The organism is Ramlibacter sp. (assembly GCF_036383835.1).
GTDB lineage: Bacteria > Pseudomonadota > Gammaproteobacteria > Burkholderiales > Burkholderiaceae_C > Ramlibacter.
This window is the reverse complement of record NZ_DASVNN010000122.1, coordinates 1-14,554: the sequence shown is the minus strand read 5'-3', so window position 1 is coordinate 14,554 and position 14,554 is coordinate 1. Positions and strand designations below refer to the sequence as shown.

The 14,554-nt window shown below is 67.8% G+C and carries 16 protein-coding genes; all 16 read left to right on the top strand.

Features of this window, described 5'->3' with window-relative positions:
• Positions 1-268 precede the first annotated feature (268 nt).
• Positions 269-508, top strand: coding sequence for an acyl carrier protein (gene acpP / locus VF522_RS19665; protein ID WP_201690107.1), 240 nt, complete (start codon positions 269-271; stop codon positions 506-508).
• Positions 509-514: 6 nt separating this feature from the next.
• A complete protein-coding gene (gene fabF, locus VF522_RS19660) occupies positions 515-1,756 on the top strand; it encodes a beta-ketoacyl-ACP synthase II (protein WP_330910006.1) in 1,242 nt (413 codons plus the stop codon).
• Between the two features lie 24 nt (positions 1,757-1,780).
• A complete protein-coding gene (locus VF522_RS19655) occupies positions 1,781-2,278 on the top strand; it encodes a hypothetical protein (RefSeq protein ID WP_330910005.1) in 498 nt (165 codons plus the stop codon).
• The gene (gene rpoE / locus VF522_RS19650) at positions 2,275-2,922 is read left to right on the top strand and encodes an RNA polymerase sigma factor RpoE (protein ID WP_330910004.1); all 648 of its coding nucleotides are present in this window, start codon (positions 2,275-2,277) and stop codon (positions 2,920-2,922) included. Before VF522_RS19655 ends, rpoE begins: the two co-directional genes overlap by 4 nt.
• 8 nt (positions 2,923-2,930) lie before the next feature.
• Positions 2,931-3,518 (top strand): sigma-E factor negative regulatory protein, encoded by a 588-nt coding sequence (locus VF522_RS19645; RefSeq protein WP_330910003.1) that lies wholly within the window; start codon positions 2,931-2,933, stop codon positions 3,516-3,518.
• Positions 3,519-3,529: 11 nt separating this feature from the next.
• Entirely contained in the window at positions 3,530-4,552 is a 1,023-nt protein-coding gene (locus VF522_RS19640) for a MucB/RseB C-terminal domain-containing protein (RefSeq protein WP_330910002.1), read from the top strand.
• 137 nt (positions 4,553-4,689) lie between these two features.
• Positions 4,690-6,201 (top strand): DegQ family serine endoprotease, encoded by a 1,512-nt coding sequence (locus VF522_RS19635; protein WP_330910001.1) that lies wholly within the window; start codon positions 4,690-4,692, stop codon positions 6,199-6,201.
• Positions 6,202-6,710: 509 nt separating this feature from the next.
• Positions 6,711-8,522: a translation elongation factor 4 gene (lepA, locus tag VF522_RS19630; protein ID WP_330910000.1), complete on the top strand. Its 1,812-nt coding sequence runs from the start codon at positions 6,711-6,713 to the stop codon at positions 8,520-8,522.
• A 2-nt stretch (positions 8,523-8,524) separates the two neighbouring features.
• On the top strand, positions 8,525-9,490 hold the full coding sequence (gene lepB, locus VF522_RS19625) for a signal peptidase I (protein WP_330910018.1): 966 nt from the start codon (positions 8,525-8,527) through the stop codon (positions 9,488-9,490).
• Positions 9,491-9,512: 22 nt separating this feature from the next.
• Complete coding sequence (locus VF522_RS19620) at positions 9,513-9,869, top strand: DUF4845 domain-containing protein (RefSeq protein ID WP_330909999.1); 357 nt, start codon at positions 9,513-9,515, stop codon at positions 9,867-9,869.
• A gap of 9 nt (positions 9,870-9,878) precedes the next feature.
• Positions 9,879-10,562, top strand: a complete 684-nt coding sequence (rnc, locus tag VF522_RS19615; RefSeq protein WP_330909998.1) for a ribonuclease III — start codon at positions 9,879-9,881, stop codon at positions 10,560-10,562.
• Positions 10,559-11,509: a GTPase Era gene (era, locus tag VF522_RS19610; RefSeq protein ID WP_330909997.1), complete on the top strand. Its 951-nt coding sequence runs from the start codon at positions 10,559-10,561 to the stop codon at positions 11,507-11,509. The genes rnc and era overlap by 4 nt, the downstream gene beginning before the upstream one ends.
• Positions 11,510-11,521: 12 nt before the next feature.
• Positions 11,522-12,268 carry a DNA repair protein RecO gene (recO, locus tag VF522_RS19605; protein WP_330909996.1) on the top strand — a complete coding sequence of 249 codons (747 nt, stop codon included), beginning with the start codon at positions 11,522-11,524 and terminating at the stop codon, positions 12,266-12,268.
• On the top strand, positions 12,265-13,011 hold the full coding sequence (locus VF522_RS19600) for a pyridoxine 5'-phosphate synthase (protein ID WP_330909995.1): 747 nt from the start codon (positions 12,265-12,267) through the stop codon (positions 13,009-13,011). The genes recO and VF522_RS19600 overlap by 4 nt, the downstream gene beginning before the upstream one ends.
• Positions 13,008-13,415: a holo-ACP synthase gene (gene acpS, locus VF522_RS19595; protein ID WP_330909994.1), complete on the top strand. Its 408-nt coding sequence runs from the start codon at positions 13,008-13,010 to the stop codon at positions 13,413-13,415. The genes VF522_RS19600 and acpS overlap by 4 nt, the downstream gene beginning before the upstream one ends.
• On the top strand, positions 13,412-14,500 hold the full coding sequence (nagZ, locus tag VF522_RS19590; protein WP_330909993.1) for a beta-N-acetylhexosaminidase: 1,089 nt from the start codon (positions 13,412-13,414) through the stop codon (positions 14,498-14,500). The genes acpS and nagZ overlap by 4 nt, the downstream gene beginning before the upstream one ends.
• Positions 14,501-14,554: the final 54 nt, after the last annotated feature.

Sequence of the window (14,554 nt, the reverse complement as noted above, 5' to 3'; positions counted from 1 at the left end):
ACAAGGGGGACCGCGTTGCATGTTATTCCACGCGGTCCATGTGTGTGAGTACGCGCGGGGATTTCCTCCGCGCAGCGGCACCGGACCGAGCGGAGCATCGCGCAGCCGGTCGCGCCTGTGGAGGTGATCCGGCTTTGCCGGGCACCTCCACACTGACTAGACCACGAAGAATTCGCCTCGGCGAATTCTTCGTGAAGGACCCTAACCCAGCCGGACCCTCCGCCCGGCATAAAATCGCGGATTCAATACCAACCCTTAGAGGGAACCCATGAGCGATATCGAAGCACGTGTCAAGAAAATCATCGCCGAGCAGCTCGGCGTCGAAGAGTCCCAGGTCACCAACGAGAAAGCCTTCGTGGCGGACCTCGGCGCGGACTCTCTGGACACGGTGGAACTGGTCATGGCCCTCGAGGACGAGTTCGGCATCGAGATCCCGGACGAAGACGCCGAGAAGATCACCACGGTGCAGAACGCCATCGACTACGCCAACCAGCACCAGAAGGCCTGATCGAAGATGCGTCGCCGTGTCGTCGTGACCGGACTGGGCTGCGTGAGCCCGGTGGGAAACACCGTTGCCGAATCGTGGGCCAACCTGCTGGCCGGCCAGAGCGGCATCGACCTGGTCAAGTCCTTCGATCCGGCCAACCTCGCGGTGAAGTTCGCCGGCGAGGTCAAGGGCTTCAACGTGGCCGACTACATGCCCGAGAAGGAAGCGCGCCACATGGACCGCTTCATCCACCTCGGACTGGCCGCCGCCCACCAGGCGGTCGTGGATTCCGGCCTGCCCACCGGCGAGGCGCTGGATCCCGAACTCGCCACGCGCATCGGCGTGAACATCGGCTCCGGCATCGGCGGCCTGCCGATGATCGAGGAGACGCATTCGGAGATGGTGAACCGCGGCCCGCGCCGCATCTCGCCCTTCTTCGTGCCGGCGTCGATCATCAACATGATCTCCGGCCACGTATCGATCCGCTACGGCTACCAGGGTCCCAACATCGCGGTGGTGACGGCCTGCACGACCGGCCTGCACGCGATCGGCATTTCTGCCCGCATGATCGAGAGCGGCGACGCGGACGTGATGGTCGCCGGCGGCGCCGAATCCTGCGTGTCGCCCCTGGGCATCGGCGGCTTCGCCGCGGCCCGCGCGCTGTCCACCCGCAACGACGACCCGAAGACGGCCTCCCGCCCCTGGGACAAGGACCGCGACGGCTTCGTGCTGGGCGAGGGCGGCGGCGTGATGGTGCTCGAGGAATACGAGCACGCGAAGAAGCGCGGCGCGAAGATCTACGCGGAGGTCGCCGGCTTCGGCATGAGCGCCGACGCGTACCACATGACGGCGCCCAACGTCGACGGCCCGCGCCGCTCGATGACCGCGGCGCTGAAGAACGCCGGGATCAACCCCGACCAGATCCAGTACCTGAACGCGCACGGCACCTCGACGCCCCTGGGCGACGTCAACGAGACCAACGCGATCAAGAACACGTTCGGCGCGCATGCCGGGAAGCTGGTGGTGAACTCCACCAAGTCGATGACCGGCCACCTGCTGGGCGGCGCCGGCGGCATCGAGTCGGTCTTCACCGTGCTGGCCATCCACCACCAGAAGAGCCCGCCCACCATCAACATCTTCAACCAGGATCCCGAGTGCGACCTGGACTACTGCGCCAACACGGCGCGGGACCTGAAGATCGATGCCGCGCTGAAGAACAACTTCGGCTTCGGCGGCACCAACGGTTCGCTGGTCTTCAAGCGCCTCTGAGGCGGCCCCCGCCGCCCCTCCCCCATGCATGCCGCCCCATCGGTCAGTTACCCGGTGGGGCGCAGCGCTTTCGCCGGCTGCGTGATCCTGCTGCTGGCGCTCCTGGGTCTCCTGGGGGCGCTCGCATGGACCCTGCAGGCCCAGGCCTTGGCCTGGCGCCAGGCGCTCGCATTCGCTGCGGTCGCGGCCTGCAGCGGCATCGCGCTCGCTTCCTGGTGGCGCTCCCCGCAAGGCGTGCTGCGCTGGGACGGCGCCGAGTGGCAATGGCAGCAAGGCTCCCAGGCCTGGCCCGGTGAAGTGGAACTGGCCCTGGACCTGCAGTCGCGGCTGCTGCTGCACTGGCGCGCCGCGGCCGGCCGCACGCTGTGGCTCTGGATGGAGGCGACGTCGGACGTGTCCCACTGGGAAGCGCTGCGCCGTGCGGTATATTCCCGCGCCAGCGCCCCCATCCCGACCTTCCCCCGGAGGGGGAAGGGGCCCGTGCCGCCCGCGGGCCGCCAGCCGCCCGCGGCAGAACAATGACCAAGACGCCTCCTGCCGCTCCCGCCGCTCCCGCAGCTTCCCCCGGCGACACCGACCTGATCCTGGTGCAGCGCACCGTGGCGGGCGACCAGAAGGCCTACGAACTCCTGGTCCTGAAGTACCAGCGCCGCATCGAACGCCTGATCGGACGCATGGTGCGCGATACCGACCTCATCGAGGACATCGCGCAGGAAACCTTCATCCGCGCCTACCGGGCGCTCGCGCAGTTCCGCGGCGACGCGCAGTTCTACACCTGGCTGTACCGGATTGCTGTCAACACCGCGAAAAAAGCCCTGGTCGACCTCAAGCGGGATCCCGTCGTTTCCGAAAGCGCATTGCGCGGTGGCGATGATGAGGAAGAAACTTCTGGCGTCGAGAACGAACTAACCAGCGCTGAAACGCCGGAAACGGTGCTCGCGGCCAAGGAAATCGCCGCCACGGTGAACTCTGCCATGGAAGCGCTGCCCGAGGAATTGCGCCAGGCGGTCACGCTGCGCGAGATCGAGGGCCTGAGCTACGAGGAGATCGCGGAGGTGATGAACTGCCCGATCGGCACGGTGCGATCGCGCATCTTCCGGGCCCGCGAGGCGATTTCGGCGAAGGTGAAGCCCCTGCTGGAGAACCAGTCGGGCAAGCGCTGGTGAGGCGCATCATGAAGACGACGATGGACAAGATGGACAACCAGGAAATGATTTCGGCGCTGGCCGACGGACAACTGCGCGGGGAGGACCTCGCGCGGGCCGTGCAGGTGGCGGCGGCCGACGCGCGCGCGCGCGAAGCCTGGTGCGCGTACCACGTCGTGGGCGAGGTCCTGCGGACCGGGCGCTCCAACGGGGGTACCGCGCCGGAAACCTTCCTGGCGAAACTGCAGCAGCGGCTGCGCGAGGAACCGACCGGGGCGCGGGCGCCCGAGCTCCAGGCCGTGGCCAAGGCCGGCCGGCCGGCCGCCAACGACTGGGCCTGGAAGCTGGTGGCCGGCGTGGCCTCGGTGGCCGCCTTCGGCGCCGTGGGCTGGAACCTGTGGGGCGCCGGCAGCGGCGCTTCCACGCAACTGGCCGCGGGCGGCGGAACGCCGGGCGTGGTCACGGTGTCGGCCGAGGCGAACGCCACGCCGGCGATGATCCGCGACGCGCGGCTGGACCAGCTGCTGCAGGCGCACCGCCAGTTCGGCGGCGGCACCGCCCTGGGCACCACCTCGGGATTCCTGCACAACGCGGCCTTCGAAGGTCCCGCCCGCTGAGCCCCCGCCGCATGACGCGAACCGCTCCCGCCCTCGCCCGATCCCGCCTTCACGGCCTGCTCGCTTTCTGGGCGGTCGCGGTTTTCGGGCTGGCGGCCGAAGCCGGTCCGCGATCGGTGCCGGACCCGCGGCCCGAAGGCCGCGGCGAGCGCACCGTGAGCGAGTGGCTCACGCGCATGCACGAAGCCTCGCGCCAGCGCAACTACATCGGCACCTTCGTCGTCATGTCGAACGCCGGGCAGATGTCCAGCGCCCGCATCTGGCATGCCTGCGACGGCCAGCGGCAGGTGGAACGGATCGAATCGCTGTCGGGTGCCCGCCGGTCGACCTTCCGCCGGGACGACGAAGTCCTCACCTTCCTGCCGGAATCGAAGACGGTGCGCAGCGAACGGCGCGAGGCGCTGGGGCTGTTCCCCGAACTGCTCAAGCCGAACGACAGCGTCATCCCCGAGTTCTATTCGGCCCACCGCGTGGGCGCCGACCGCGTGGCCGGCTTCGACGCCGACATCGTGCAGGTGCTGCCCAAGGACGGCCTGCGCTTCGGCTATCGCATCTGGAGCGAGAAGAAGAGCGGGCTGATGGTGAAGCTGCAGACGCTCGACGATGCCGGCCGCGTGCTCGAGCAGGCCGCGTTCTCGGAGTTGCAGCTCGACGCGCCCGTTCGCATGGACCGGCTTTCGCAGATGATGGCGGTCCCCGACGGCTGGCGCGTCGAGAAGCCCGATGCCGTGCGGACCACGGCGGCGGCCGAAGGCTGGGCGCTCAAGGCCCCGGTGGCCGGCTTCAAGTCCATGAGCACGTACAAGCGGCCCGCCGAGGGCGTGCTGCAGTGGATCTTCTCGGATGGGCTGGCCTCGGTCTCGCTGTTCGTGGAGCAGTACGACCCGAAGCACCACCAGCACGAAGGCGTGTTCGCCAGCGGCGCGACGCACACGTTCACGCGCCGCGTGCAGGACTGGTGGGTGACCGCCGTCGGGGAGGTGCCCCCGCAGACGCTGAAGGCCTTCGCGCAAAGCCTTGAGCGCCGCCGGTAAGCTCCCCTCCCGCTGCCGCCGCCGGTCGCGTGAAGCCGGCGTAAGGCGCACATGCGCCGTCGGCTGACGCGCAACTTTGCCGCTTGGAACTATTCTCAGCTATTGCCCATCGTTCTGACCCTTCTGGAGAGGTCTGTATGTCCCGCTTGGATTGGAAGAAGCTGCGTGGCTACGGCTTGGCCGTGGCGCTCGCGATCGGCGGCACCGCCGCCCTCCTGCCGCAAGTTCCCGCGAGCGCGCAGTCGGCCCCGCAGCCCCGCTCGCTGCCGGACTTCACGGATCTCGTCGAGCAAGTGAGTCCGGCGGTCGTGAACATCCGCACGACCGAGAAGTCGCGTGCCGGCGGCAGCTCCAGCAACGGGCAGATGGACGAGGAGATGCAGGAGTTCTTCCGCCGCTTCTTCGGCGTGCCCATGCCCAACACGCCGCGCCAGCAGCGGCCCAACCCCACCCCGCGCGACCGCGGCGAGGAAGAGGCGCCCAAGGGCGTCGGCTCCGGCTTCATCCTGACGCCCGACGGCTACGTGATGACCAACGCCCACGTCGTGGAGGACGCGACCGAAGTGGTGGTGACCCTGTCGGACCGCCGCGAGTTCAAGGCACGCATCATCGGCGCCGACAAGCGCAGCGACGTCGCCGTGGTGAAGATCGACGCCACCGGCCTGCCGTTCGTGCGCACGGGCGACGTGAGCAAGCTGAAGGTCGGCGAATGGGTGATGGCCATCGGCTCGCCCTTCGGCCTGGACAACACCGTCACCGCGGGCATCGTGAGCGCCAAGGGCCGCGACACCGGCGACTACCTGCCCTTCATCCAGACCGACGTGGCGATCAACCCCGGCAACTCCGGCGGGCCGCTGATCAACATGCACGGCGAGGTGGTGGGCATCAACAGCCAGATCTATTCGCGTTCCGGCGGCTTCATGGGCATCTCCTTCGCGATCCCGATCGACGAGGCCACCCGCGTGGCCGAACAGTTGCGCACGGTCGGACGCGTGTCGCGCGGCCGCATCGGCGTGCAGATCGACCAGGTGACGCGCGACGTCGCCGAATCCATCGGCCTCGGCCGCCCGCAGGGCGCCCTGGTGCGCAGCGTGGAGGGCGGCTCCCCGGCGGCGCAGGCCGGCATCGAGGCGGGCGACATCATCACCAAGTTCAACGGCCAGGCGATCGATCGCGCCACCGAACTGCCGCGCCTGGTGGGCAACACCAAGCCGGGCAGCCGCGTGAACCTCACGGTGTACCGCCGCGGCCAGTCCCGCGACCTGAGCGTCACGGTCGCCGAGTTCGAGCAGGAGCGCACCGCGGCCGCGACCCCGCGACGCGGCGGCAGCGCCCCCTCGGAGAGCACGGCGCGTGCCGCGGCCCCGGCGAGCGCCACGCTGGGCCTGACGGTGAGCGAGCTCACCGCGGAGCAGAAACGCGAGGCGAAGGTCAAGGGCGGCGTGAAGGTCGACGCCGCCACGGAGGCCGCGCAGCGCGCCGGCATCCGCGAGGGCGACGTCATCGTGGCCATCGGCAACATCGAGATCAACAACGTGCGCGAGTTCGAGGCGGCCGTCTCCAAGGTGGACAAGAGCAAGGTCGTGCCGGTGCTGCTGCGCCGCGGCGAGCTGGCCAGCTACCTGCTGATCCGCCCCGCCCGCGGATAACACGGAAGTGGGGCCAGGCCCCAAGCCCTTGGTCGGGCTTGGGGCTTTTTGCTGGGCCGTTTGGCAAAAACAGACAGGCGGGAAAAGTTTTTTAGCGACGTTTTCCCCACGCTCGACGGTTGGCGCCTGCTAACTTCGGGTCCGGGCTAAGAACCGGATTGGGTAGAATTCCGGTCAGCCAGCGGCCATTCGAGGCATATCGCATGGCGGCACACCACCATGCGGGATGGGCAGCAGGACGCGCCGCCCCGATCCACAGATCGCCCACATGTTGTCCCCCCGAACCTCGCCGGCAATTGTTGAAAAGCTGTGAATAAGATGCGAGTTGCAGGCCTGCAACGGCCGGGGAAGGAAGACCTCGCGGATGTACGCCCGGTCCGTTTTGCCTACAATGAAGCTCCAACTATCGCAGTTGCCATAGATTGTTGGTTCAGGGCGCGTCACCTTCTGGCGCGCCCTTTTTTCTTTGTGCGCTCCCTTTCGAATCAATCACTTGAACGTTCCCGTTGATGAATCACATCAGAAACTTTTCGATCATCGCGCACATCGATCACGGCAAGTCGACGCTCGCTGACCGCCTGATCCAGCGTTGCGGCGGCTTGTCCGATCGCGAGATGGAAGAGCAGGTCCTGGACTCGATGGATCTCGAAAAGGAGCGTGGGATAACCATCAAGGCGCAGACCGCTGCGCTCACGTACAAGGCGCGCGACGGACAGGTCTACAACCTCAATCTGATCGACACGCCGGGCCACGTCGACTTCTCGTACGAGGTCTCGCGCTCGCTCTCCACGTGCGAAGGCGCGCTGCTGGTGGTGGATGCGAGCCAGGGTGTCGAAGCGCAGACCGTCGCCAACTGCTACACCGCGCTCGATCTCGGCGTCGACGTCGTGCCGGTCCTGAACAAGATGGACCTGCCGCAGGCCGATCCCGAGCGCGCGAAGGAGGAGATCGAGGACGTGATCGGCATCGACGCCACCGATGCGATCCCGTGCTCCGCGAAGACCGGCATGGGCGTCGACGAGATCCTGGAGGCGATCGTCGCGCGCATCCCCGCGCCGAAGGGCAACCCCGATGGCGCGCTGCGCGCCATGATCATCGACAGCTGGTTCGACAGCTACGTCGGCGTGGTGATGCTGGTGCGCGTGGTCGACGGACGGCTCGCCAAGGGCGACCGCATCAAGCTGATGGCGACCGACGCCAGCTACGAGACGACGCAGCTCGGCGTCTTCACGCCGGGCAACTCGCCGCGCGAATCGCTGGAAGCGGGCGAGGTGGGCTACATCATCGCCGGCATCAAGGAACTGCAGGCCGCGAAGGTCGGCGACACGGTCACGCTGATCAAGGCGGGCTCCGGCGGCGCCGCGTTCACCGCCACCGAGCCGCTGCCCGGCTTCAAGGAGATCCAGCCGCAGGTGTTCGCCGGCCTCTACCCGGTGGAGGCGAACCAGTACGACTCGCTGCGCGACAGCCTGGAGAAGCTCAAGCTCAACGACGCCTCGCTGCACTACGAGCCCGAGGTGAGCCAGGCGCTCGGCTTCGGCTTCCGCTGCGGCTTCCTCGGCCTGCTGCACATGGACATCGTGCAGGAGCGGCTGGAGCGCGAGTTCGACCAGGACCTGATCACGACCGCGCCGAGCGTGGTCTACGAGGTGCTCAAGGCCGACGGCGAGGTCATGATGGTGGAGAACCCCGCCAAGATGCCGGAGCAGGGCCGCATGCAGGAGATCCGCGAGCCGATCGTCACCGTGCACCTGTACATGCCGCAGGAATACGTCGGCGCGGTGATGACCCTGGCCAACCAGAAGCGCGGCGTGCAGATGAACATGGCCTACCACGGGCGCCAGGTGATGCTGACGTACGAGCTGCCGCTCGGCGAGATCGTGCTCGACTTCTTCGACAAGCTGAAGTCGGTGAGCCGCGGCTACGCCTCCATGGACTACGAGTTCAAGGAGTACCGCGCCTCCGACGTCGTGAAGGTCGACATCCTGCTGAACGGCGACAAGGTCGACGCCCTGTCCATCATCGTGCACCGCACCCAGGCGCAGTACCGCGGCCGGGCGGTGGTGGCGAAGATGCGCGAGATCATCAGCCGGCAGATGTTCGACGTCGCCATCCAGGCGGCGATCGGCGCCAACGTGATCGCCCGGGAGACCGTCAAGGCCCTGCGCAAGAACGTGCTGGCAAAATGCTACGGCGGCGATATCACCCGCAAGCGCAAGCTCCTCGAAAAACAAAAGGCTGGCAAGAAGCGCATGAAGCAGATCGGCGCCGTCGAAGTGCCTCAGGAAGCGTTCCTGGCCATCCTCCAGGTCGAAGAATAATGATGCCTCTCCTCACGGCCGCGGTCCTCGCGGCCTTCGTCGGTTATGCCGGCGCGTGGTACTTCGAGCTCGTCGAAGGCAACTTCGCGCTCCTGCTGTTCCTGGCGACGGTCGTCACCGGGCTGTACTGGATCGCCGAGCGCCTCTGGTACCTCCCGCGCCGCCGCCGCGCCGCCGCCGAACTGGAAGCGCGCGCCACCCAGCGCGGCGCCCATTTCGACGCGCAGGGCGTCGCGGCCGACCACCGCGACGTGGAATCCGCCAAGCAGCGGGTGCTGGCGCAGCCCTGGTGGCTGGATTGGACCGCGGGCCTGTTCCCGGTGATCATCGCCGTGTTCGTGCTGCGCTCGTTCCTGTTCGAGCCCTTCAAGATCCCGTCCGGCTCGATGATCCCGACGCTGCTGGTCGGAGACCTCATCCTCGTCAACAAGTTCACCTACGGCCTGCGGCTGCCGGTGCTCAATACGCGCCTCACCGAAGGCACGAAACCGCAACGCGGCGACGTGATGGTGTTCCGCTATCCGCCCAAGCCGAGCCTCGACTACATCAAGCGGGTGGTGGGCGTTCCGGGCGACGAGGTGGCTTACCTGAACAAGAAGCTCACCATCAACGGACAGCCGGTCGAGGCGAAGCGACTGCCGGATTACTTCGACCCGGAGCAGATGCGCTATTTCCAGCACTACCAGGAGAAGCTGGGGAACAAGACGCACAACCTGCTCAATGACGACCAGCGGCCCGCCTTCATCCCCGGCGTGGAGGACTTCGCCTTCCGCCAGAATTGCCGCTACAGTGTCGAGGGGGTCGTCTGCAAGGTGCCGGAGGGGCACTATTTCATGATGGGCGACAACCGGGATAATTCGCTCGACTCGCGCTACTGGGGCTTCGTGCCGGACAAGAACATCGTCGGCAGGGCGTTCCTGATCTGGATGAATTTCGGAAATCTCGGGCGCATCGGGTCATTCGAATAGCAAGACTGGACGGAGGGGTTCAATGGCAGGCAAGTCGCGGCAGCGTGGGATGTCGATCATCACGCTCATTTTCATTTTGGCGGTATTGGCCGCGGTCGGGGCCATCGGCCTCAAGGCCTTTCCTTCCGTGGTCGAGTACCAGGCGGTGCTGAAGGCCGTCAACCGGTCGAAGGACGAAGGCACGCCGGCCGGCGTGCGCCAGGCATTCGACCGTGCGGCCCAGATCGACAACATCTCGTCGATCACCGGCAAGGACCTCGTCGTCGCCAAGGACGGCGACCAGACCGTCGTGTCTTTCGCGTACGAGAAAGAGTTCCATATGTTCGGCCCGGCCTGGCTCACGCTGAAGTACGAGGGGCAATCGCGCCGGGGCCGATGAAGTCTTTCCGTGGCTGACGCGCTCGCGGCACTGCAGGAACGCCTGCAGCACCGCTTCCAGGATTCCCGGCTGCTGGCGCGGGCCCTCACGCATCGCAGTTTCTCCGCCGAGCACAACGAGCGGCTCGAGTTCCTCGGCGACTCCGTGCTGAACCTCGCGGTCGCGGCACTGCTGTACCAGCGCCTGAAGGACCTGCCCGAGGGGGACCTGTCGCGCGTGCGCGCCAACCTGGTCAAGCAGGACACCCTGCATGCCCTGGCGGTCGGCCTGGGCTTGCCGGGGCTGATCAAGCTGGGCGAGGGCGAGGCGCGCTCGGGCGGCCACAAGAGGCCGTCGATCCTCGCCGATGCGCTCGAAGCGGTGATCGGCGCCGTCTACCTCGATGCCGGCTATCCGGCGGCCGAACAGCTGGTGCACCGCCTGTTCGCCCAGGTCGAGATCAAGCCGGAGATGTCGGCCGCCGCCAAGGACCCCAAGACCGAGCTGCAGGAGCAGCTGCAGGGCCGCAAGATGCACCTGCCCGTCTACCGGGTGGTCGGCACCCTCGGTGCGGCGCACAAGCAGACCTTCGACGTCGAGTGCGAAGTCAGCGAGCTCGGCCTTGTGGAGCGGGGCATCGGCGCGTCGCGGCGGGCCGGCGAACAGGCCGCCGCACAGGCTATGCTCCTGGTTCTGAAATCCAGGTTGAAATGAGTACTGAAGGCGAAGTGCCCGGCAACGCGCCGGGCGATGAGGCATTGCAGGGCGGCCAGCGCTGCGGGCTGGTGGCGATCGTCGGCAAGCCCAACGTGGGCAAGTCGACGCTGCTCAACGCGCTCGTCGGGCAGAAGATCAGCATCACCTCGCGCAAGGCGCAGACCACGCGCCACCGGATCACCGGCGTGCGCACCGAGGGCAGCACGCAGTTCGTGTTCGTCGACACGCCCGGCTTCCAGACCCGCCACAGCTCGGCCCTGAACCGCTCGCTCAATCGCGCCGTCACCGGCGTGGTCGGCGACGTCGACGTGGTCCTGTTCGTGGTGGAAGCGGGCAACTTCGCCCTGGCCGATGCCAAGGTGCTGTCGCTGCTGAAGCCCGGCATCCCGGCGATCCTCGTGGCCAACAAGCTGGACCTGGTGCACCGCCGCGGCGAGCTCGCGCCCTGGCTGCGCGACATGCAGCAGCGCCACCCCTTCACGGAGTTCATGCCGGTCTCGGCGAAGAACCCGAAGGACATCGAGCGGGTGCTGCAGGTCTGCGCGAAATATCTCCCCGAACAGCCCTGGTGGTACGGCGAGGACGAACTCACCGACAAGAGCGAGCGCTTCATGGCCGGCGAGATGATCCGGGAGAAGCTGTTCCGCCTCACGGGCGAGGAGCTGCCCTACACCTCCACCGTCGTCATCGAGAAGTTCGAGGAAGAGCCCAGCCCGAAATTCAAGCGCATGGTGCGCATCGCCGCCACCATCGTCGTGGAGCGCGAGGGCCACAAGGCCATCGTGATCGGCGAGGGCGGCGAGAAGCTCAAACGCATCGGCACCGAGGCGCGCCAGGAACTGGAGCAGCTGTTCGACGCCAAGGTGTTCCTGCAGCTGTTCGTGAAGGTGCGTTCGGGGTGGGCCGACGACGAAGCCCGGGTGCGTAGCTTCGGCTACGAATAGGCGCGGCGCCCCATGGCGAAGCGCATCGCCGACGAACCCGCCTTCGTCCTGCACCGCTACGACTGGAGCGAGTCCAGCCTGATCCTGGAGCTGCTCACCCGGCACCATGGCCGCATCGCGGTGGTCGCCAAGGGGGCCAAGAAGCCCAGCTCCAACTTCCGGCCCGTGCTGCTGCCGCTGCAGCCCCTGCACGTGGCCTTCGGCGGCGACGCCGAGATCCGCACGCTGAAATCCGCCGAGTGGCTGGGCGGGCAGGTGATGCCCACGGGCGAGGCACTGCTCTCCGGCTACTACCTCAACGAGCTGTTGATCCGCCTGCTGGCGCGTGACGATCCGCATCCGGCACTGTTCGACGTCTACGCGGCGGCGGTGCGCGTGCTGGCGGCCGACGAGCCGGAAATACTGCAGCCGGCGCTGCGCGCCTTCGAACTGCTGCTGCTGCGCGAGATCGGCCTGCTGCCTTCCCTGGACATGCAGACCGCGACCCTGGCGCCCCTGGTTCCTCTGGAGCGCTACGCCCTGCGAGCCGAGGGTGGACTCGTCGAGTGGCCCGATGCCGAGGGACGCGGCGGCCTCACGGGCGAGCAGTGGGTCGCGATGCAGGCCGCGCTGGACGACGCCGCGCCCTTCCATGCGGCGCTGCGCGCGGCCGCCGCGATGGGCGAACTCAAGCCACAGCTGCGCGCGCTGCTGCACTACCATTGCGGCGTCTCCACGCTGCGCACCCGCCAACTGATGATGGACCTGCAGGGCCTATGAACTCCACCGCGCTGTCCGTGAACCTGAACAAGGTCGCGCTGGTGCGCAACACGCGCCACCTGGGCATCCCGAGCGTCACCCGCGCGGCGACGCTGTGCCTGCAGGCCGGCGCGCATGGCATCACGGTGCATCCGCGGCCCGATGCGCGCCACATCCGCGCCGACGACGTGCGCGAGCTGCACGCGCTGCTGAAGACGGACTGGCCGCAAGCCGAGTTCAACATCGAGGGCAACCCCTTCCACAACCTGATGGACTTCGTGCGCGAGCTGCGCCCGCAGCAGTGCACCTTCGTTCCGGACAGCGAGGGCCAGTTCACCAGCGACCACGGCTGGAACTTGCGCGCCGACGGCGAGCGGGTGCGGCCGCTGATCGCCGAGGCGAAGAAGCTGGGCGTGCGGGTGAGCCTGTTCATGGACGCGGAGCCGGAACAGATGCCCCTGGCGAAAGCGCTGGGCGCCGACCGCATCGAGCTCTATACCGAACCGTACGCGGCCGCGTGGGGCACGCCGGCGCAGGACGAGCAGCTGCGCCGCTTCGCCGCCGCGGCCCGGGCAGCCCAGGCCGCCGGTCTCGGCATCAATGCCGGCCACGACCTGAACCGCCACAACCTGCCGGACTTCCTGCGGGCGGTCCCCGGCGTGCAGGAAGTGTCGATCGGCCATGCGCTGATCGCCGACGCGCTGGAGCTGGGCTACACGGCCACGATCCGCGACTACCTCGCGGCGATCGCTCGCGGCGCATGATCTACGGGATCGGCACGGACATCTGCGACGTGCGTCGCATCCGGGCTTCGCTCGAGAAGCACGGCGACCGCTTCGCGCACAAGATCCTGAGCGACGCCGAGTTCGCGACCTGGAAGGCGCGCAGCGCGCGCTGGCCCGAGCGCGGCGTCCGCTTTCTCGCCACGCGCTTTTCCGCCAAGGAAGCCTTCAGCAAGGCGGTCGGCATGGGCATGCGCATGCCCATGACCTGGCGCTCCTGCGAAGTGGGCAAGCTCGCGAGCGGCAAGCCGGTGATCGTGCTGCACGGAGCATTGAAGGAATGGTGCGAAGCCCGCGGCCTGTCGGCCCAGGTGAGCGTCACCGACGAGAGCGATTACGCCGCCAGCTTCGTGGTGGTGGAACAGAAGAAAGAGCAACAACCATGAGCGACCACGCCCCGGTGATCATCGACGTCGCCGGCCTCACCCTGAGCGACGACGACCGCCGCCGCCTCGCCCACCCGCTGGTGGGCGGCATGATCCTGTTCGGCCGCAACTGGCAGGACCGCGAGCAGCTGTCCGCCCTGTGCGCGGAGATCAAGCAGGTGCGCGGCGACCTGCTGGTCTGCGTCGACCACGAAGGCGGCCGCGTGCAGCGCTTCCGCACCGACGGCTTCACCCACCTGCCGCCGATGCGCCGCTTCGGCGAGGCGTGGATGAAGGACGCCAGGGGCCGCGAGGGTTCGGGCGCGATGCGCGCGATGGCCGCGGCGACGGCCGCCGGCTACGTGCTCGGCGCCGAACTGCGCGCCTGCAACGTGGACTTCAGCTTCACCCCGGTGCTGGACCTCGACTTCGGCGAGAGCAGCGTGATCGGCGACCGCGCCTTCCACCGCGACCCGCGCATCGCCACGCTGCTCGCCAAGGCGCTGATGCACGGACTGCTGCAGGCCGGCGTGGCGAACTGCGGCAAGCACTTCCCGGGACACGGCTTCGTGCGCGCCGATTCGCACCTGGAAATCCCGGTGGATGCCCGCCCGCTGAAGGCGATCCTGCAGGACGACGCCATCCCCTTCGGGTGGCTGGCCACCACGCTCACCAGCGTGATGCCCGCCCACGTGATCTACAGCAAGGTGGACCCGCGCCCGGCCGGCTTCTCGCCGAAGTGGCTCAACGACATCCTGCGCGACCAGCTGCAGTTCCAGGGCGCGATCTTCAGCGACGACCTGAGCATGGAAGGTGCGCGCAAGATCGAAGGCCGCGAGGTGAGCTACACCGAAGCGGCGGTGGTCGCGCTCAATGCGGGCTGCGACATGGTGCTGCTGTGCAACGAATCGGTGAACAGCGAAGGCGGCCGCGCGATCGACGAGATGCTCGACGGGCTGGCCGAGGCGCAATCGCGCGGCGAGTGGCGCGCCAACGAGGTGAGCGAGCAGCGGCGGCATGCGCTGCTGCCTTGCGGTCCGGCGTCGTCGTGGGATGCGCTGATGACGGAGCCGCGGTACATGCAGGCGTTGTCGCTGCTGCCGTGAGTTGAGGCGTCGGGGTTCGGGCTTCGCCGCTCACCCCGACCTACAAGGGAGGCC